This window comes from Capnocytophaga sp. oral taxon 332 str. F0381 (assembly GCF_000318275.2).
Taxonomy (GTDB): Bacteria; Bacteroidota; Bacteroidia; order Flavobacteriales; family Flavobacteriaceae; genus Capnocytophaga; species Capnocytophaga bilenii.
Map to the genome: position 1 here is coordinate 84458 of NZ_KB291344.1, position 21269 is coordinate 105726.

Here is a 21269-nt window from a genome sequence, read left to right on the forward strand (position 1 = left end):
TTTATAAGGCTTAATCACTACACAATATAAATATAACGGGGGTGCCGTCATTTTCATAGCCTTGTAGCTCGAAACCATTAAAGAAGATGCGTTTGCCTAAATATTTATTGTGTAGTGTGTTGTGCATAAAGAATAGCAGTTCTAATGCTCCTATGGTAACGCCATCGCCGCTTTCGTGCTGTGCTACGATGTGTACATCGTAAAAGCCTTCGGCATCGGGAGTGCCTTCGGTAAGGGCGTTTTCATTGGTGAGGAACTCAAAACTGTTTAGTACGCCTACATCTTTTATCTGTGCCTGATAAAGTACCTTTACACGTGGTGAAAGGAATAGAGTGCCAAAGGGATTGAAATCTTCTAAATCATTTCCTACATCGTCATTATAACGCTTAAAAGCTTCGTAAAAATCCGCCATATTATAATAAGGCTCTTGGGTGAATGCCCACTGCACCTTGTCTAAACGAGTGGTATCTATCATAGGCTCATAGTTGGCACATAGATTGGCACGTGAAGGAGTGCCTATGATAAAATCGTTTAGCTGTTTGTCATTTTCTAATAATGACAATAGTTCTTCTTCATCATTATCCCAGCGGTATAACATTTCTTCGGTATAAATAGGCACAAAGGTATTGAACAATACAAACTTGTGCTTACTTATATTACAACAAAGTTCTTCGCCGTCATTATCTAAAGTAGGTACTGCCAAGAGGAAAGCAAATTTATCGGATTTTAGTGTTCCGTTTTCTACTAATACAGTATGTCCTCTGCTAATGAAGAGCCCTTGTTCTAAAGATATTTGTACTACTTTTTTTATCCATTCTATAGGTTTGCGGTGTTCTTCGGCTGTGCTTTCGCTGTTCCAAGTGGGAGGCAAGTGCATTACCATTTCACAGATTACGGTTTCATCGTCTCCTGCAAGTATGTTCATAGGGTAATCGCCCATATCTTTGGTTACGAGAGTGTAATAATTGTGTTGGGCAGTAGGAGCTACTACTAAAATGTCGCACCACACATCGGGGGCTAACTCTTCGTGTAGTACTTTGCTTACCTTGCCGAACTTTTTCTTTATGAAATGTTCTACCGTTATCTTTTCTTCTTTGGAATAAACGGGTATCTCTTCTAAATGATCGGCGGGGATGATAAGGTCATCGGTTTCTTCGTCATATTGGAAGAGTCCGTTTTTGATATTTCTTATAAAGTAATCAAACCAGTCTTGAAGATCATCGGCTAATATGGTAATGCTACATTTGGTGAGGTCTTTGGCTATCACTATTGCCATTATTTGTCCATAGGTGCCTTCTGAGTCATTATCAAGGTCGGTACAAATGTAGCTTAGTATTTCATCTTTATCTTCATCGCCGATGCGCACGCTGATGATAGGCAGCCATTTGGGGTTGTATAATTGGTTTTTCACAACGCCTTTGGGTACTGAGGGCATTGTTACTTGCTGCCAATTTTTGCCGTAGTGGGTAAGCACAAAGTTAAGCCACTCTTGTTGTAAGGGTTCTATTTCGTTTATAGCAACGAAGGTATGTCTGCCAAAGAAGAATGTAGTACCAGGTTCTTGTCCGTCAAAAGTACGGTGTAGCTGTTTAAAGTTTTCGGGGAAGGAGAATTGTAAGCGTTTTTCGAGGGTGTCTATTGATTTTTTGGTAGCTTTGGTACGTAGCTTTTTCAGCATTTGGGGTGCGTATTCTTGTAGGGTATTGATGAAGCGTTCTAATACGAACTCTATTCCGCCCTGTCCTCCTTCCATTACTTCGCTTAGAGAAAGGTTTTTCTCTTCGGCTATGGCAATAAAGTTGAGGAGTTCTTGGGTAGTACCACCCCATTGTGAAATATCTTTTTGCAAGTAATATTTTGCATTGGGCAAATCACCTAAGAAAAAGTAGGAATAGCCGATGCGGTAGTTCCAAGAGTCGGTATTGCCTAATTCGGGTTCTATATATTTAAATACTTCTATAGCGCGGCGCAAATAGTGTTTGTTTTCTTCGGTAGGGTTTAGCCAATAAAGGTTGTTATAGGCACGCCCGAGCTCGTTGAGCACTTCGGGGGTTTTATCTTCTACTGATAGGCTTTCTATAAAATCTACTACGGCTTGTATGTCGTCTTCATCACTCCATACTTCTATTTTTTTTAAAATTTGTTGTTCGGTCATAACACTATTTTTATCAAGCCACAAAGGTAAGTATTATTTTTTAATAATTTGTGTTTTTTTGTAAGAATAAAAAAAAGATGTATTTTTGCATCAGAATATAGTGCCCCGCCTGTTGTAACACAGTGCCCTGCACTTAAAAATAATATTAATAATGCTCAGGTTCTCCCTGAGCATTTTTTTATAAAATATAATCTTTTAGCATAATAAAGAGGCTGTCCAAAAAGTTTTGTTTTGTGAGGGCGATTTGCCAATCGCCCCTACAATGTGAATCAAAAGTGATTGATTATCAGGGAAATTAACTTTGTCAAACTTTGAAAGTTTGAGAAAGTGTGTGGCGCAATCATACTTTTAAAACTTTTCGGACAGCCTCTGTGGGGTACAAAAAAGAGGGTTGATAGGGTTACTATTTGCTTATGGCTTTTATTGTACTAAAATTTGCGCTCCATTGTTCGTTCTCTTGGTAGGCTTTCAAAGCACTTTCAGGTACGTACAATTCGCGTTTTTTCTTGATAGTTACATTGCCTGCAAAAGTATTTCCGTAAATAACAGGAGGAGTTGGGTTTAGCACTGTTATTTTCTTCAGTTCATTATTGTTCATAAACGCCATACGCCCAATGCGTTCTACTGTTGCAGGAAGCGTTAGCTCTTTCAGTCCGCAGCTGATGAAAGCTTGTTCTTCTATTTGTTGCACTTCTTTTAGTACGATTTTTTTGAGGTTGGCAGCAGCGCGAAAAGCTCGTTTTCCTATGCGTTTTACATTGGGCATTTCCACTGAGGTAATTTCTATGTTACTCATAAATACCTCATCGTCTATTGCCGTAGCTTTAGCAGGAATTTTTATAGCTCCTGAAGGTATTTCGGCACCTTCTTTTAGTGTTAAAATCACCTCACCCCCACTCTCTTGTAGTTCAAAAGGTGAAGCTTCTACAATAAGTCCTATCTCAAAGGTTTTACTCTGGCTATCGCTTACTACTATAGTAGCTGTTCCTTCTGCTATAGCTGTAATTTGTACCGAAACACTTGTAGTACCTGTTACTACAGCGGTAGCGATGTTGCTATTGGTAACTGTTACTGTATAGGCAGGATTTCCGCTTTCTATTACCACCCAGTCTTCTTCGCCTTCGGTTATGGTGAGGGTTGTTGTGCTCAGCTTAAGGTCATATACTTGTTTGGCAGGTGGTGGGGTAGGTTGCGGTTGCTCGGTTGGTTTGTCTTTTTGGCAAGAGAACAAGCTCAAGCCAACAAAGAGTATTACGTATAGCAAATTATCCTTTTTCATTGTTTATTACATTTCTTTGATTTCACTAAAGCTACTGCTGAAAGCCTCTACTGCTTCGTAAGCTCCTTTTTTACCACGAGGCACCCAAAGTACTGCATCTTCGGCAATACCATCAAAAGCATCACTTTCTACTGTAGGTGGTACATTCATATAGCAACGTACTTCTTTTAGCTTGTCACATTCGGCAAAAGCCATACTTTTAATTTTGGTAACCTTTCTCAAAAGTACTTTGGTAAGGTTACGGCTACTATGCAAAGCACCTTCGCCTATGATTTTCACATTGTTAAAATCTACTGAGCTAACACTGCTGTATTCTAAAGTGTTATCGGCTAAGACTGTACCACGTGCTGGCAGTACTATATCACCACTAATAGCTGAAGCTGAACCTTTTACTTCTATCACACGCTCATTTTTGTAGTCCTCTTCTTCGATATCCTCACCTTCTACTATATCAAAAAGGTCATCGGTGCTTGCGGCTTTTACAGTTACCATTATGAAGGCTTGTTTAGCCTGATCATCGCCTACGGTTACTTTGGTAGTACCTGCGGCTTTGCCTTCAATACGCACTTTATTGCCTCCTATTATTTGGGCAGTGGCTACGCTTGAGTTTATGACTGATACTGTATAAGGAGCGGTTCCTTTTACAATAGCTACTTCAGCAGTAGCGCCTACATTTACTTCTACATTAGCTTTGGCAAGCTCTAAATCGGCACCTTTTACAGTAACTGTAATTTCGGCAGTTTTGTTTTGGCTGTCTTTTACAGTTACTTTGGTAGTACCTGCGGCTTTTGCTTCAATACGCACTTTGTTATTTACTACTGAAGCGGTAACTTTGCTATTATCGGCTACCTGAACGGTATAGCCACCATTACCACTAAAAATTGCTACTTCGGCAGTAGTGCCTGCATTGATAGTAAGGGCGGTTCTTTCAAGCGATAAACCACGTGGTTTTACAGTAACTGTGATTTCGGCGGTTTTGTTTTGACTGTCTTTTACGGTTACTTTGGTAGTACCTGCGGCTTTACCTTCAATACGCACTTTATCGCCTACAATAGTAGCTGTTGCTTTGCTATTATCGGCTACTTGTAGCGTATAATTACCATTACCTGCTGTAATTGCTACTTCCACAGCGGCATCGGCATTTACTTCTACTGCATTTCTTTCAAGTGTTAAAGAGAAGGCATTTACTATAACCGAAAGTTCAGCGGTTTTGTCATCGGCATCTTTTACTGTAATTTTGGTAGTACCTACCCCTACTCCTGTAACCGTAACTGTAGTACCACTGACTGTTGCTGCAGCTACAGCAGTATCGGCAACACTGACGGTGTAAGAACTATTACCGCTGACGATAGCTACTGCTACTTTTTCGCCTTTGGTGAGTGCTACTGTAGCTACTGAAAGCGCAAGTGGCTGGCTCTCTACCGTTACACTAAAGGTTTGTACTTTTTCGCTCACGAGGTCTTTTACAGTAACTAGAACGTTACCTTTGCTGATAGCCTCGATAGTAAGCAAGTTGTTGGCTATTGTGGCTGTAGCTATGGCAGCATCGGTAGTAGCCACTTTATAGTCATTACCAAAGGAGATCGTTCGCGTAGCTGTATTGCCTTTTAGCAGGGTGATATGTTCGCCAGGTACTACTAGGTCGAGTACCTTTACGCTAATATCGGCAGTGCGGTTTTTGGCATCGCTTACGGTTACTGTAGCAAGTCCTTCGGCAAGGGCAGTAATGGTAAGTTCGTTATTTACTAAGGTGACTGTAGCCTTAGTAATATCGCTGGAAGTAGCTGTATAAGTACCATTACCTGTTTTGATAGCTACTTTTTCATATTCACCTACTTTGAGAGTAAGTGAGGTTTTAGCCAAAGTGAGATTGGCAGTTTCATCTTGCGTTTCTTCTTCTTTTTTGCAAGATGTGAATAGCAGGGTAATAATAGCAAGTCCTGCTGTTAACAATTTGAAGGTTTTCATAAAGACGTATAAAATTAATTTAAAATCGGTGCAAAGATAATCCTTATTTATAAATAGGCAAAATAAATAGTAGCTTTTTTTGTTTATTATTGTTGGGGGGCTATCCTTCGCTCATCCTTCGCTCATCCTTCGCTCAACCTTCGCTCAACCTTCGCTCAACCTTCGCTCAGAAGAATTTTGAATTTTGAATTTTGAATTGTGGGACAGGTAGGACTTGTAAGACGGGTGGGACTTGTGCGAGAGAAGAATTTTGAATTTTGAATTTGTGGGACTTGTAAGACGGGTGGGACTTGTGGGTGGAATTGGCGGACTTATGGAATGGGAAGTGAAATTTGCTAATTCAAAAATAAAGTTGTACTTTTGTAGCATCAAAACTTTTACTAAAAAAACTAAGGATTAAATAAATGATATATGAAATTTGTGCCAACTCATATGAGTCGGCGAAGAATGCTGAAGCTGCGGGTGCTACTCGCATAGAATTGTGTAGCGAATTGGGGGTGGGTGGTATTACCCCCAGCTACGGATTGATAAAAAAAGTAATGGACGAACTGAGCATTGGTAATTGTGTGCTGATACGTCCGCGTAGTGGTGATTTTACCTATAGCGAAGAGGAATTTGACGTGATGCTGCGGGATATTGTTCTTTGTCGTGAATTGGGCTGCCAAGGGGTGGTAACAGGGGTATTATTACACGACAATACCATAGATGTGGAGCGTACGGCTAAGCTGAAAGAAGCGGCAGGCACTATGGAATTTATCTATCACCGTGCTTTTGACTGTACTCCTGACCCTATAGTGGCAATAAAAACGCTTAAAAAATTGGGGGTAGACCGGATTCTGAGCTCTGGAGGTAAAAAATCGGCGATTGAGGGGCTTCCTTTGCTGAAAGAACTACAGCGCATAGGCAATGGGAAACCTATGATTATGCCCGGTGGGGGTATTAATGCTGAAAGTATTGTGCAAATAAAAGCGGCAGGCTTTAGCGAAGTACACTTTTCGGGTATGGTATTGGGGTCTACTGGGATTAAGCTACCTTTTTCGTTTATGACAGAACGCTTTCTGGACGAAGAAAAGCGTGGGGTTTCTGACAGGGAAATCATACGAAAAATAATGGGTAATGGTTGATTATTAGAAAATCGGGTAATGGGCTAAAATGGGATTTTACAGAAAAAACAGTGGAAAAACTTGTTATATCATAAAAAAGTTGTATCTTTGCGCCCGAATTAATAACGAGGTCGAGCACCTCACAAATTAAATTTTTTTATGCCAGTAAAAATTAGATTACAACGTCACGGTAAAAAAGGCAAGCCATTCTATTGGATTGTAGCTGCCAACTCACGCTCTAAACGCGATGGTAAATTCCTTGAAAAATTGGGTACTTACAACCCAATTAGCAATCCTGCACAAATAGAGCTAAATGTGGATGCTGCTGTACAATGGTTGAAAAACGGAGCACAGCCTACAGATACTGCACGCCGTATTTTATCGTACAAAGGGGTATTATTAAAACATCACTTATTGGGTGGTGTAGCTAAAGGAGCGCTTACTGAAGAACAAGCTGAAGCAAAATTCAATGCTTGGCTAGAAGCTAAAAACAACAAAGTATCTTCTAAAGAAGAACGTTTGGCTAAAGAGAAAGCAGCTGCGAAAGCTAAAGCCTTAGACGCTGAAAAAGAAACAAACGAAAAACGTAAAAACGATGCAGCTGCAAAAGCTGCTGAGGCTGCTGCTGCCGCTACAGCTGAACAAGCTGAAGGAGAAGCTGCTGCAGAAACCCAAGAAACTGAAGCTTAAGAATGACACTGAACGATTGTTTTTATATAGGAACAATAGTGTCTAAATTTAGCTTTAGAGGTGAAGTCTTAATCAAACTTGATTCTGATGACCCTGAAATGTATGAAGAAATGGAATCAGTGTTTATTGCTTTGGGCAATAACTTGGTTCCATTTTTTATTGAAAAAAGCACTTTGCATAAATCAGACCTATTGCGTGTAAAATTTGAGGAGGTAGATAGTGAAGCTGATGCTGAAGCCTTGCTGAAACACAAAATCTACTTGCCGCTGGAGGCACTGCCTACCCTAACGGGTAATCAATTTTATTACCACGAAGTGATTGGCTTTGAGGTAATGGATAACCAATATGGTTATGTGGGAAAAATTACAGCCATAAACGACAACACAGTGCAGCCCCTCTTTGAAGTGGAAGATGAGGCTGAACACCAAATATTAATACCTATAAACTTTCTTGATAAAATAGACCGTGAAGGGCGTAAAATTACCGTAAATACTCCTGAAGGGCTTATTGAACTATACAAGGAGGAGTAAACAAATACAACTATGGAACAGATTAAGAAATTTAGACTTGACTTTATAGATGTAATCCGCGCTTTTGCTATCTGTATGATGTTGCAAGGGCACTTTGTGAATGGGCTACTTGCCAATAGTTATCGCGACCTCAAGAATCCTATTTTTTGGTTTTGGTATTACTGCACAGGGATTACGGCTCCTGTGTTCTTTACCGTTTCGGGTTTTATATTCACTTTCTTGTTAGTAAAAGAAAGTGATGCTACGAAAGTGGGCTGGCGTAACCCACGTGTAAAGAAAGGGATTAGGCGTGGTTTTATGCTCATTGGGATTGCTTACCTTTTGCGTATGAGTTTTCAAAGTGTAGATGTGTTGCACTGTATAGGGCTTTCGCTACTGATGCTCATCACTACTTACCTTATTTCATACAACCGAAAATCGTGGGTAATGCCTACAATACTTATAACTACTACGCTGTTGGCTTTTACCTTTGAACCTTTTTATAAAGAGCTTAAATTTAGCTGGCTACCGCTGCCTATTGCTAATTACTTTACTCATAACAATGGTAGTCTCTTTACGATATTTCCTTGGTATGGTTACGTATCGTTTGGGGGCTTTATGGGGTACTTATTTCAGCAATATAAACACCATAAACACTTATACAGAAATGCTATACTGTTGTTTTTTTCGGTGGGGGCTTTTCTCTTATGGGCATCTCATTATATAGTAGAACAACTTTATTATATAGGGCATTCTTCATTTATTAAGCGATTGATGGAGGATTTTGTTTATTTGCGATTGGGGAATGTACTGCTCGTTTTTGGCTTCTTTACACTGATGCGCAACGTGATTACCTCTAAGTTTATACGCACCATAGGGCAAAACACACTTTCTATCTACGTAATACACTGCTTTTTGCTTTATGGTAGTATTACTTCCTATGGGCTTATACAACATTATGCAATGCAATTGAAACCTTACCAAGTAGTGATAGGTGCTCCAATTTTTATAATAGTGTGTGTGTTGATATCCTTGGTGTACAACCGAGTAAAACCTGTTATAAAAGCAGGTATTGGGTTTGTACTAAAAGAAATATGGTTGTTTTTGGTGGAATGCTACCATTTTATTGCTAAAAAAATGATGATTAAAGCTAATAGATAATGAAAAAACTATTTACAACACTTGTAATGATGACGGCTTATATAGCAAATGCTCAACCACAACCACTTACCCTTGAAAAACTATGGCAATTGCAGCGCGTGAGTGCCATAGCGCTCACCCCTGACCAACAATACGTATTGCTGAGCGTAAGTACACCCGATATAGCAGAAAACACTTTTAAGAAGGAGTACTACAAATTAGCCGTAAAGGGAGGGGTACCCATCCCAATAAGCGAAGCAGAAATAGAAAAACTGACTGCTAAATACAATGCCGACCGCAGCCTAAAGCTCACTCATAAAGAGGTGAAAATTAACAAAGTGCTGGGGAAGGACTTTTACGAAGACTTGTCTAAATCATCGGGGCAGTTGTATAATGGGCTTGACCACCGCCATTGGGATACGTGGAATGAAGGCAAATACAACCACGTATTTACAGAAGATGCTGAGGGCAAGCAAAAAGATTTAATGGAGGGGCTGCCGTTTTACTGTCCGCAAATGCCTTATGGAGGGGCTGAAGACTATATATGGAGTCCTGATGGGCAGAAAGTGCTATATGTAACCAAAGCTAAAGCAGGCACCGCGTATGTACTCAGCACTAATACTGATATATATGAGTATGACCTCAAGACAATGAAAACCCGAAACCTAACGGAGGGAATGATGGGCTATGACACTAACCCACAGTACAGCAAAGAGGGGGTACTGGCGTGGCTGAGTATGGCACACGATGGCGATGAATCTGACAAGAATGACCTTTACATACTAAAAGACGGCAAACGCATCAACCTCACTGCCCAATGGGATAACACGATATTTAGCTACCGCTGGAGCAATGACGGCAAACAGATTTACCTGATTGCTCCTACTCAAGGCACTGAACAGCTGTTTGTAGTAGATGTTTATGGCAAGGATACTACCCCCCAACAGCTTACTAAAGGGGTATATGACGTAAACCAGATAGTAGGGCAATCGGGGGATAAATTGATAGTGGTGCGTACTACTATGAATCACGCGGCTGAGGTATTTACTATCAACCTAAAAGAGAAGAAAAAGTTGCCTTACTACACTATGCAACAACTCTCGCACTTTAACGATGAGGCTTATAAAAGCATCGCTGATTGTCCTATAAAAGAGCGCATTATTAAAACTACTGACGGCAAGGATATGCACGCTTGGGTGATTTATCCTCCTGACTTTGACCCTAATAAGAAGTACCCTACCCTACTATACTGCCAAGGAGGTCCACAATCAATCGTAAGTCAGTTTTACAGTTTTAGGTGGAACTTCCAACTAATGGCTTCACAAGGCTATATAATCATCGCACCCAACAGACGGGGCTTACCAGGGTTTGGTGTAGAATGGAATGCCCAAATCAGTGGGGACTGGGGCGGACAAGCTATGCGCGATTATCTATCAGCAATAGACGATATTGCTAAAGAGCCCTACGTAGATAAAGAACGTTTAGGCGCTGTGGGTGCTAGCTATGGTGGGTATTCTATCTACTATTTGGCAGGTATTCATCAGAAACGATTTAAGAGCTTTATAGCGCATTGTGGGGTATTCAACTTGCAAAGTATGTATGGCACTACCGAAGAGCTTTTCTTTAACAACCACGAAATAGGTGGTGCTTATTGGGAAAAAGAGAATGCTGTGGCGCAAAAATCATATAAGGAGTTTAATCCAATAGAGAAAATAACAGAGTGGGATACACCTATACTCATCATTCACGGAGGAAAGGACTATCGTGTACCCGAAGAACAAGGTTTTCAAGCCTTTACGGCAGCGCAATTGCGAGGTATCAAGAGTGAGCTTTTATACTTCCCCGATGAGAACCATTGGGTATTGCAACCTCAAAACGGACTATTATGGCAGCGTACTTTCTTCAGATGGCTAAAAGAAACCCTTAAATAGTAAATATAGAACCATAAAAAAGCTGGTTGAACAATTGCTCAACCAGCTTTTTTATTTATTATTTATTTGTCATTAAAATACATCTCCTTCTTTGAGCTTTTCAGCATTTTCGGCAAGTTGGAGTTCATCGATAAGGCGTTGTACATCGCCGTTGATAACGTTTTGCAAGTCGTATAGGGTAAGCCCGATGCGGTGGTCGGTAACGCGCCCTTGCGGATAGTTGTAGGTACGTATCTTGGCAGAGCGGTCGCCAGTAGAGACCATTGACTTACGGCGGGCAGAATCGGCTTCCATTTTTTTAGCCAGCTCCATTTCATAAAGGCGAGAGCGCAAAACTTTTAGTGCTTTATCAAGGTTTTTGTGCTGTGATTTTTCATCTTGGCAACGCACCTCTATGCCTGTAGGGATGTGCTGTAACTGTATGGCAGAATAAGTAGTATTCACCGACTGCCCACCAGGTCCGGTAGAAGTAGTGCGGATAATTTTGACATCTGCCATATCCAGCTCTACATCAAACTCTTCAGCCTCGGGCAGCACAATAACAGTAGCCGCTGAAGTGTGTACACGTCCTTGAGTTTCGGTTTGTGGCACGCGTTGCACACGGTGTACCCCTGCTTCAAACTTTAAAGTGCCATATACATTATCACCCGTAATTTCAAAAATAATCTCTTTATAGCCCCCAGCAGTCCCCTCGTTGAAATCCATTACAGAGGTACTCCAGCCTTTGCTTTGGCAGTATTTGGTGTACATACGATAAAGGTCGCCAGCGAAGATAGAAGCTTCATCGCCACCTGTACCAGCTCGTATTTCCATCACAGCATTTTTAGCATCTTCAGGGTCTTTGGGTATCAACATATATTTGATTTCGTCCTCTAATTGAGGGAGACGCTGTTTGCTTTCTTCCAACTGTAATTTTGCCATTTCTACCATTTCGGGGTCGGAGCCATCGGCGATAATTTCTTCAGCTTCAGTGAGGTTTGCTGTCACGGTGATGTATTCATCGCGTTTATCCATCAGCTCTTTAAGCTCTTTATATTCTTTATTGAGCTGGATATAGCGTTTTTGGTCGGCGATGACATCAGGCTGAATAATGAGGTCGGAAATCTCGTCAAAACGTTGTTTAACGATGTTTAATTTATCGAGCATATCGTTTATTTTCTGTTATTTAGGGTGCAAAGATAGTAATTTAATGGCAAATGACAAATGAGAAGTGTTATTATTTCTCTATTTGCCACGCTATTTCCTTAAAAATATCGAGCTTTGTTTTCTCGTGTAGCTCGCGGAACTTTTGGGCATATTCTTTAGGGAAAGGCTTCCAAAAGTTATCATCTTCTACTATTGTGCAGTAATAATACTGGTTGCTTTTAGGCATTTTTGCCAACGACTCATATAACACTTCAAACTTATTAGGCATATTGCGCTTTATTATCAGGCGGTAAAGACGTTCTAGAGTATAAGCTGAACTTTTAGCCAATGCCTTAGTAATAAGATAGTTTACACGCTCGCTGTCTTCTTCTATACGATCTAACACCATAAGGGCATCGGTATTAAGACTATTATCACCTTTTGCACTTGCTAAGTAATTGCAAAGCAAGTCTGCCCAACGCGGGTCTAACTCTTCTTTAGCAAGAGGTTTTTTATCGTAATATCCACCATAGTAACCATAATAACGATAAGTAGTGCCTGAAGTAGTGCCTGCTAAGGCTTCTATCATATATTGGGCATTAATCGCTTTATTAAATTGTGGTGCAAAGACCTCGTATAGCTTCTCTCTGCTGAAACGCTCTTTGCTATCTAAAACACGATAGAGATAGTTTATAGCTAATGGCGATGTCCAAGTATTGCCGAAAACATCAGTAGCATATTGCTCATAGAAAGACAATACTTTATCTTTATCAAAAGTGTAGAGTATTTCATTCAAGCAAGGGGCTATGTTATAATTGCTTGCTGAACGCTTTTTAGCCATTGCATCAAATCGTTTATTGCTTAAAATCTCACCCAATAGTGCATACGTTTCAGGATAATCTTTGTGTTTGAGAATCTCCCACTCTATAGGCAATCGCTCAAAGGCTGCTGTTAGGGCTTTTTCGTCTGCTTCGTCCATTGAAAGCAGCGCTTCAAAGCGTTCGCGTACTTTCTGAAGGAATGGCTGATACTGCGTGGCTAATGGAACTGAGGCTATCGCTTCTGCCAACAGTTCCCCGTTTCCTTTCTGCTTGTTGTTGCTGTACAACTCGTATAGCTTATCGATGCAGCGCTGTGTGCCGATTTTTGCCAATGCTTTATAGGCTGCCCCACGTATCGTTTTATTTTTATCGCTTGTAAGACTGATGATAAAATCTTCAGTCTTTTCATCTTTTTTATCCGAAAGTATCGCTATAGCTTCGGCTTGTAGGTTGGGCAAACTTTCTGCAAATATCTTATCGATAAGTCCGTCCACCTCAGCATAACCGAGCTTATAGAGCAAGCGCAGACGACGTACGTTTTCTACCTTGTCCTCTAACTTAAAGTCGGCTGCTAAGAAAGGTAACATTGCCTTGCCACTAGCAGGAATTACTACCTCCATTATATAATCGGCTAACTCTGAATACTTGTCTGCCAAGGCAAAACTCAAATAGCCAAAGGTACGAGAGTCTTTGAAAATACCGCGCTCATAAGCATCTTTTACAGTCTCTAAACGCCCTGAGTTGCTTTGGGTAAGGGCTTGTAGTACAGGTTTTAGCTGCAAGTATGAGTACTGAGTATTCACGTCCGAAAGAGCTACATTCGGCACTTGGTTGGCTACAGCTGCTCCCTCTTCAGTAGTAGTGCCTTGCGTGTAAAGCACAGAATAAAGCAAAGTAGAAAGCGATAACAACTTTTCAGCCGATTGCTGGGCATCAAGCTGCAATAATTCTTCTACATCTTGGGCTAATTTATTGAAAACAGGGGCTTTCTCGCCTAATTTTTTGAGTATAGGAATATGCTTCTGCAAGCGAGGGTCGTTCTTAGCAAACTTACTTCCCGCTATAAATAAGCGATTTAATTCTTGTTGTAATTCGTATAAAGGTTTCATTCTTTTTCAATTTGTTAAGTTGCTAATACAATAAACGAACAATCTTATCGGGGGTAATGAGCGAAAGCGGTTGTGCTGATAGCAATCCGTTTTTAATATCGTTGTGCATCATCACTGTTAGGCAAAGCCCTTCGGCATTGGCAGGCAAGAAGGCTCTTAGGTTGGCAGTAGGCGATACCGCTCCTTCTTCAATATCTTTCAGGGTAAGGGCAAAACCATTAACATCTTCTACTACCAAGTTATCGCCTTTTAGGTAGGCTTTGTGCAGTGCCAATAGCACTACGGGCTGCTTATCCATCAGTGGGTTTTTAATCGTGTTTTTTACTGATTTGACAGTTTCGGCAAACTGCGTTGAAGCCCAGCTTTTGAGGGTAGCCAAATCGTCTTTTTGCAACAGACGCTCAACACTCCCCTCCGCCTCCCAACGGATACGTGGGTTTTGATCACCTGGGTAGATGTACAAATCTTTTAGCTGCAATACGCTAAATACACTGTTATCTTCCTTGATGTATTTAGCTGCTTTATAAGGGCGATAGTTGAGTGTTTTGTATATCTTACCTGTTTTGAGGTTCAGCCATACGCCCTCATCTACGTACTCTTTGCGAGCCTCATTATCGTAACTATTGAACGAGAGCTGTACAAGGTTTGCATTCTCCTCATACTGACCGTATTGCATTAGCTCTACCAACTTCCACACATAGCCTATTTGCTCTTCAATAGCCGATGACAATTCAGGCGTGCCTTCTGGGTCTTCTTTGCGCGCTTTGAGGTAGTCGGTTGCTTTTTTTAGTAAAGCCGAAAGGAAGTTCAGATTGTTTACTACCTCAGTATATTCTTCGTTTTCTACTTCTTCTATTGATAGCAGCAGGTTATTAAAGGCGGTTTGTATTCCCCCAATGTAGTAATTACCCAGCTCTTTTATCTGTGCTTTCAGAGTAGCGCGCAGTTTGGCATCTACTGATGAAAGCCCTGTATTTACGATGTCGCGCAGCAACTTTTGGGCAGTTTCTATACCGGTGAGCTGTGCATCTATTTTCTTAGTGAAAGCCGCCTTGTTCACCTTTTTAGGTTTTTCGGCTTTTTCTTTAATACTCTCCTTTTCTTGAGCTTTTTTCTCTTGTTTTTTTTCTATTTTATTGCGTTTAGAAAGGATATCCTCAGGCACCTCAGCTTCGGCAAATTGCGAAGCATCAGCCTCATAGCAGTAAAGCAACCCGATAGCGTGTTTGCACGGAAACTGCCTACTAGGGCAGTTGCAGCGAAACACAGGGTTGTGCTCATCAAGATAGTCGGCAGAACAATAGTAAGGGTTCTTACCACTACCTGCACACTCGCCCCATATTAGGTTCTTTTCGGCACTAATTTTCAGGTTAGCGAACTTACCTTTTTTGTGCAATTCTCGCCCTTTTTTTGCTGCTTCAGCATTCGGAGCAAGTTCTTCAATTTTTTGTTGCGAAATCTCCATTAATTATGAATTTTGAATTTATTTTAAGTACTCGGCGGTGAAGCTTCTCTTGTTTTTTGCTACTTCTTCAGGGGTGCCAAAAGCCACTACTTCGCCACCTGCTTTGCCGCCATCGTAGCCTATATCTATAATGTAATCTACCTTGCGTATCACATCTATATTATGCTCTATCACCAGCACGGTATTGCCTTTATCTACCAAACGATCGAGGACTTCTAAGAGTACTTTTACATCTTCAAAATGAAGCCCTGTGGTAGGCTCGTCTAATATATAAAAAGTGTTGCCCGTATCTATTTTAGAAAGCTCGGTAGCCAACTTCACCCGTTGGGCTTCCCCCCCTGAAAGGGTAGTAGATTGTTGCCCCAAAGTGATGTAGCCCAACCCTACCTCTTCAATAGTTTTGAGCTTGCGGTATATTTTAGGAATAGGTTCGAAGAACTGCACCGCCTCGCTAATAGTCATATCAAGCACATCGGCTATCGACTTGCCTTTGTAGCGCACCTCAAGGGTCTCGCGGTTGAAACGCTTGCCTTTACAAGTCTCGCAGGGCACATATACATCGGGCAGGAAGTTCATTTCTATTACTTTCATTCCTGAGCCTTCGCAAGTTTCGCATCTACCGCCTTTGACGTTGAAGCTGAAACGCCCAGGTTTATAACCGCGTATTTGCGCCTCGGGCACTTGGGTGAAAAGGGTGCGTATTTCGTTGAAAACCCCCGTATAAGTTGCGGGATTTGAACGCGGTGTGCGCCCAATAGGCGATTGGTCTATATCAATAACCTTGTCGATATGCTCTAAGCCCTCGATGCTTTTATAAGGCATTGGCTTTTTTACGCCGTTGAAAAAATGAGCGTTGAGGATAGGATACAATGTTTCATTGATAAGGGTAGATTTACCACTCCCCGACACCCCTGTTACGCCTATCATCACCCCCAAGGGGAATTTGACTGTTACGTTCTTCAGATTGTTGCCCGTGCAGCCTTTTAGAATAATCTCTTTGCCATTGCCTTTGCGCCTTTCGGCTGGCACTTCTATCTGCTTGCGCCTGCTCATATAGTCGGCTGTGAGGGTATTGGCTTTTAGCAATTCTTTAGGGGTACCTTTGAAGATGATTTCACCTCCGTTTACTCCTGCTTTAGGACCTATATCCACCACATAATCAGCCTCTTGTATCATCTCTTCATCGTGTTCTACCACAATTACCGAATTGCCTATATCACGCAGTGATTTGAGCGAGTTGATAAGCCGCTGATTGTCGCGTTGGTGCAAGCCTATGCTGGGCTCGTCTAAAATGTAGAGTACCCCCGTGAGCTGAGAGCCTATTTGGGTGGCTAAGCGTATGCGTTGTGCTTCACCCCCAGAAAGCGATTTTGAACTGCGGTTCAGCGATAGGTAGGTAAGCCCTACATCTATAAGAAATTGTAAGCGGGTAGTAATTTCTTTGATGATTTCGGAAGCTATTTTCTGTTGTTTGGTAGAAATATGTTGGGGTAATTCTTTAAACCACGCTAATAAGTCAGTAATGTCTAAGGCTGAAAGTTCAGCTATATTTTTATCGGCTATTCTGAAGTATAATGCTTCTTTGCGCAGGCGTGTGCCGTGACAATGCTCGCAAGGCACATTATCCATAAACTCTTCTGCCCAACGCTTGATAGCTGTCATATCGGTATTCTCGTGCTGACTCTTGATAAAGCTAATAATTCCCTCAAAATCAATTTCAAAATTGCGAGTAAGCCCCATTACCTCCGATTTTACAGCATATTTATCCTTGCCGCCGTGCAGAATAATATCCATAGCTTCTTTGGGTAGCTTATCAATAGGGTCGGAAAGTTTATGCCCGAATTTTTGAACGATGAGCTCTAACTGCTTAAAAATCCAAGTGCTTTTCTGTTCGCCTATGGCAACAATACCTCCGTTTTTGATAGATAGCGATGGGTCTGGGATAATTTTAGTAAGGTTGATTTCTTGCACTTCGCCCAAACCATTGCAGTGTGGACACATTCCTTTAGGCGAATTGAAAGAGAAAGTGTTAGGCTCAGGCATAGGGTAAGAGATACCCGAAGAAGGACACATCAGGTGCCGACTGAAGTACTGCGCTTTGGTTTTGTCTTGTTCTAATACCATTAGTACATCATCGCCGTAATTCATTGCTATTTTGATGGTTTCTTGCAGTCGTTTTTGGGTATCATCGGTATCGTCTATCTGCATACGGTCTACAACGATTTCTATGTCGTGTGTTTTGTAGCGGTCGAGCTTCATACCCTTTTCTATATCGCGTATTTCGCCATCGGTGCGCACCTTTACGAAGCCTTGTTTGGCTATCTGCTCAAAAAGTTCGCGGTAATGTCCTTTGCGTGATTGCACTACAGGGGCTAATATATTGATGCGTTTGCCATTGTATTCTTTAGTGATGAGCTCTTGTATTTGGGCATCGCTATAGCTCACCATTTTTTCGCCTGTGGTATAGCTAAAAGCATCAGAAGCCCGCGCAAAGAGCAAGCGCAAGAAGTCGTATATTTCGGTAATAGTACCTACGGTAGAGCGTGGTGATTTAGAAGTTGTTTTTTGTTCAATAGCAATCACTGGCGAGAGCCCGTCTATTTTATCTACATCGGGGCGCTCGAGCCCTCCGAGAAACTGACGAGCATAGGCAGAGAAAGTTTCTATATAGCGGCGTTGCCCTTCGGCATAAATAGTATCGAATGCTAATGACGACTTGCCACTACCCGAAAGTCCTGTGAAAACTACTAACTTTTCGCGAGGTATGCTAAGGTCTATGTTTTTGAGGTTATGCACCCGTGCCCCTTGTACTTCAAGGTTTTCTACAGGGGTTATATTAGTAGTGTTTTTTTTCATTTTCTTGTTTAATCTTTCTTATATTCATTCAGCAACTGCACTAATTGATATACTAAGGTTACAGGTTTTTGTTTATGATAAGGTAGATGTTTTTTAGTAACATATAGTTTTTCGGCTCGTTTTATTGCCTCTTGTTCTGATGCGTTACTATCTTTTTGTAATAAACCATAAAGATTTTTACAAAAATCTATCTTTTTACCTTTTTTTATATAGTTTATCTGAAATATTTTGCTGAGTTCTGCGTAATAATAATCTCTGTTATACTTATTTTCTATATTTTTATAATATAATAAGAGCCAAAGTTCAAAGCAATCATTAGAATAGGCCACTTTATAGTTCAGTTTTTTAGCTTTTTCTATTGAGTTATCAAAGTTTGCAAAGTCTTTATCTATATCGCGTACATCCATATCGTATACACACCACACTTCATCAAAAGTGTAATCATCATCTTTGATAATTTCTTCAGTAGCTCGCACCAAATTTAGCTTAGACTGCCCTTGCAGATTGACGCATTTTACCGAAAGGCTCACCACAGAGAACTTTCTAAAATACCATTCTTCTGTTTGCCCCTCGCACACTATCAGTATAGTTTTATTTGCTAACTTCAGAGGCTGATATTGGTAAGCGGCTTTCTGTTTTTCCCAAGGTTTTCCCTTGTCGGTTACTTTTACAGCTTTAGTCTTCTTTCCCATTATTTTCTGGTTAATTGGTTACTAATTCAGCAAAATCTTCTACTAAAGGTACAGCCCCATATTTGCCGTGTATATAATCTTTCTCAAAAGAAGTTTCTGCCTCTACCCCTTCTATTTCAGCCAAGGCATACAGATGACTCGCCCCTTGCTTATCTTTTTCTACAAACTCTATTTGGTCGCGCCTCAACAGAGTATTGCTCAGCAATGAAGTGTCGTGGGTAACAAAAATAAATTGGGTATGTTGGTTTTCTTCCGAATTAAAAAGCTGTACTATACGCTTGGTAAGCAGTGGGTGGAAACGCGCGTCAAATTCGTCTATCACTAAGGGGTGCCCCTCTTTTATAGCTTCATACAGATAAGGACTCAGCTCAAAGAGTTTGCGAGTACCTTCCGACTCATAATGCTCAAAAGAATAAATCATATCTCTATCAGCCTCTTCTTCGCCTATACTTTTAGCTACTACCAGATAATCTTTCTGAGAATTTTCAGCATTTTCAAAGTCGGTAATATCTAATAATTGTAAATTTTCAATAGAAGTATCTCCTTTTTTTAGCAAATTGAGTATAAAACGTTTCTTATCTTTATTTTTGAGTGCTTCTTTGGCATAACTCATCATTGTAGGTTCACTCAAGCCACTGATAATATTAATTTGGCTAAGGTTGCTAATTAGAAGTTTGGATGTTTTACCAAAGCCAAACGATGCCAACACTGTAAGAAATAAGCTGGTATCGGTAAGTAACTCTTGGGTATCTTCGCCTTGTTGGGTAAGGTTGATATAGATAGCCCCTTCAGCAAAGTGAGTAGTATCTAACGCTATAATTTGTTGTTCTTCTCTTATAAAATAACAAAGTTCGCTTTTAGCTTTCTCTGCATAGAGCCATTCGGCTGTTATTTTGCCTTCTACTACCTCAAAGCCATAGCGATATTTTACCTCATCTATCCAAAAAATCATCTGAAAAAAAGAAGGCGTACTTTTGTTAATAAAAAAGCTACTCACTTCCGAAATTATTTTGGCGTTCTTTACCGAATCGGATAGTATTTTCAAGAAAGTATTGAGGGCTTTTACTACATTGCTCTTACCGCTGGCATTGGCTCCGTAAATAGCTTTTGTTTTCAGAAATGAGTGTGCCTGATATTCAAAAGTGTGAGTAGGCTCTAATAACTTATCTTTTGCTGAAGCCAAATGGGCTTTAGACAAACTCAAAGTTTGAATATCTTTAAACGAACGAAAATTACCAAAACTAAAATCTTGTAGCACTACCATATCTCTAAAGCTGTTTTATCTTAAAACAATTGTTTTTGTTTTGAACTTAAAAAGTATTGAATTTCAATATATTCTCTATTATCTTCACTTTTAACTTGAAAATACACTAAGTACCTACCTTTAAGAATAGCTCTTACATATAGGTTTAAATCTTTGTTATAACGCCCTAAGAAAATGGGATTATTAGAAAGTTCAAACATTAATCTCTGAATTTCCAATAATATTTTATCTGAAAAAGAAAAGGTGTTCCGTTATGTATATCCCAAAATTCAAGATTTTCTTTAAGCCTTTCTTTTGCTTTATCAGTCCAAACTATTTCCATTTTCTTTCTCTTAGCTCTCTAATTTCCTTAAAAACATCTTCATTTTTTGTCACCATACCAAGATTGCCTTGTTCTTTTGATATTGCTATCATTTCAAGGTCTTCAGTAGAAAGAATATCAAAATAATTTTCTTCATCTTCAAATTTAATATCAGTAGCAGATATACCTTTTAGAAATCTCTCTAAATATGGAACGTCCGAATCTTGTATTGTTGCTTGTAATCTCACTACACTCATAATCCTTATATTTTTGGCAAAGATAACAATTAATTGACAATTAACAATTAAGAATTGATAATTTTACAGCTCGCTGACTTTCCTTCGGTGCGAGCCGCACAGGCTTCACATATTCACAGACTTTCCTTTGTCACATATTCCGCAGACTTTCCTTCGTCACATACTCAGCTGCGCCAGCTCGCTGACTTTCCTTCGCTCATCCTTCGCTCATCCTTCGCTTATCCTTCGCTCAAGGTTCGGTGAGGGTATGCTTTAGGTTTGGCATAGTATATAAATTTTGAGGTTTAACTTTAGGAAAGTTTTGAACTTTATTCTACGAGCTCACATTAATGGGGAAAACAACGGTCATAGAAGGCAAAAATCCCTATTACTGTTAAAACAATACCAAAAATAAAGCCAAGAACACGTGCTGTTTTACGACCTAAAAAATGACTGGCTCTTTGAATCAAACTTCCATAAGGATTTGGGTTATATAGCCAATCCCAATTTTTTACAGCTCCAATGATATAACAAATACCAAAAGCAGTAACTAAAAGAAAAATAATACCGAGTATAATAGGGTTATTTCCTATCAATTCTTTTAATAATGTTTTCATAGTGTTTA

General features: G+C 40.3%; 16 protein-coding genes. 5 read left to right on the forward strand and 11 right to left on the reverse strand.

The features are described from left to right. Nucleotides 1-10: 10 nt before the first annotated feature. From HMPREF9075_RS11545 to HMPREF9075_RS11555, 3 genes are all read right to left on the reverse strand, one after another. Nucleotides 11-2155, reverse strand: coding sequence for a suppressor of fused domain protein (locus HMPREF9075_RS11545; protein WP_009416781.1), 2145 nt, complete (start codon nt 2153-2155; stop codon nt 11-13). 403 nt (nt 2156-2558) lie between these two features. Continuing rightward, nucleotides 2559-3434 carry a leucine-rich repeat domain-containing protein gene (locus HMPREF9075_RS11550; protein WP_009416782.1) on the reverse strand — a complete coding sequence of 292 codons (876 nt, stop codon included), beginning with the start codon at nt 3432-3434 and terminating at the stop codon, nt 2559-2561. 6 nt (nt 3435-3440) lie between these two features. Next, nucleotides 3441-5402 carry a pilus assembly protein N-terminal domain-containing protein gene (locus HMPREF9075_RS11555; protein WP_009416783.1) on the reverse strand — a complete coding sequence of 654 codons (1962 nt, stop codon included), beginning with the start codon at nt 5400-5402 and terminating at the stop codon, nt 3441-3443. 404 nt (nt 5403-5806) lie between these two features. On the opposite strand from HMPREF9075_RS11555, the gene HMPREF9075_RS11560 reads away from it, so the two are divergent. From HMPREF9075_RS11560 to HMPREF9075_RS11580, 5 genes are all read left to right on the forward strand, one after another. After that, a complete protein-coding gene (locus HMPREF9075_RS11560; protein ID WP_009416785.1) occupies nt 5807-6526 on the forward strand; it encodes a copper homeostasis protein CutC in 720 nt (239 codons plus the stop codon). Nucleotides 6527-6664: 138 nt separating this feature from the next. After that, nucleotides 6665-7195, forward strand: a complete 531-nt coding sequence (locus tag HMPREF9075_RS11565) for a 30S ribosomal protein S16 (protein WP_009416786.1) — start codon at nt 6665-6667, stop codon at nt 7193-7195. Between the two features lie 2 nt (nt 7196-7197). Further along, the gene (rimM, locus tag HMPREF9075_RS11570) at nt 7198-7725 is read left to right on the forward strand and encodes a ribosome maturation factor RimM (RefSeq protein WP_009416787.1); all 528 of its coding nucleotides are present in this window, start codon (nt 7198-7200) and stop codon (nt 7723-7725) included. 12 nt (nt 7726-7737) lie between these two features. Next, a complete protein-coding gene (locus HMPREF9075_RS11575) occupies nt 7738-8865 on the forward strand; it encodes a heparan-alpha-glucosaminide N-acetyltransferase domain-containing protein (RefSeq protein ID WP_009416788.1) in 1128 nt (375 codons plus the stop codon). After that, a complete protein-coding gene (locus HMPREF9075_RS11580; protein WP_009416789.1) occupies nt 8865-10775 on the forward strand; it encodes a S9 family peptidase in 1911 nt (636 codons plus the stop codon). The genes HMPREF9075_RS11575 and HMPREF9075_RS11580 overlap by 1 nt, the downstream gene beginning before the upstream one ends. Nucleotides 10776-10847: 72 nt before the next feature. Here HMPREF9075_RS11580 and prfA read toward each other — a convergent pair whose 3' ends face one another. From prfA to HMPREF9075_RS11625, 8 genes are all read right to left on the reverse strand, one after another. Then, the gene (gene prfA / locus HMPREF9075_RS11585; protein WP_009416790.1) at nt 10848-11921 is read right to left on the reverse strand and encodes a peptide chain release factor 1; all 1074 of its coding nucleotides are present in this window, start codon (nt 11919-11921) and stop codon (nt 10848-10850) included. A 70-nt stretch (nt 11922-11991) separates the two neighbouring features. Then, nucleotides 11992-13830 (reverse strand): HEAT repeat domain-containing protein, encoded by a 1839-nt coding sequence (locus HMPREF9075_RS11590; RefSeq protein ID WP_009416791.1) that lies wholly within the window; start codon nt 13828-13830, stop codon nt 11992-11994. Between the two features lie 22 nt (nt 13831-13852). Then, nucleotides 13853-15295: an SWIM zinc finger family protein gene (locus HMPREF9075_RS11595; protein WP_009416792.1), complete on the reverse strand. Its 1443-nt coding sequence runs from the start codon at nt 15293-15295 to the stop codon at nt 13853-13855. Nucleotides 15296-15313: 18 nt separating this feature from the next. Next, a complete protein-coding gene (gene uvrA, locus HMPREF9075_RS11600; RefSeq protein ID WP_009416793.1) occupies nt 15314-18151 on the reverse strand; it encodes an excinuclease ABC subunit UvrA in 2838 nt (945 codons plus the stop codon). A gap of 8 nt (nt 18152-18159) precedes the next feature. Further along, nucleotides 18160-18843, reverse strand: coding sequence for an RloB family protein (locus HMPREF9075_RS11605; protein ID WP_009416794.1), 684 nt, complete (start codon nt 18841-18843; stop codon nt 18160-18162). 10 nt (nt 18844-18853) lie between these two features. Next, a complete protein-coding gene (locus tag HMPREF9075_RS11610; protein WP_009416795.1) occupies nt 18854-20107 on the reverse strand; it encodes an ATP/GTP-binding protein in 1254 nt (417 codons plus the stop codon). A 312-nt stretch (nt 20108-20419) separates the two neighbouring features. Continuing rightward, nucleotides 20420-20665, reverse strand: coding sequence for a hypothetical protein (locus HMPREF9075_RS11620; protein WP_009416798.1), 246 nt, complete (start codon nt 20663-20665; stop codon nt 20420-20422). 326 nt (nt 20666-20991) lie between these two features. Next, nucleotides 20992-21261: an Imm17 family immunity protein gene (locus HMPREF9075_RS11625; RefSeq protein WP_009416799.1), complete on the reverse strand. Its 270-nt coding sequence runs from the start codon at nt 21259-21261 to the stop codon at nt 20992-20994. Between the last annotated feature and the right edge of the window lie 8 nt (nt 21262-21269).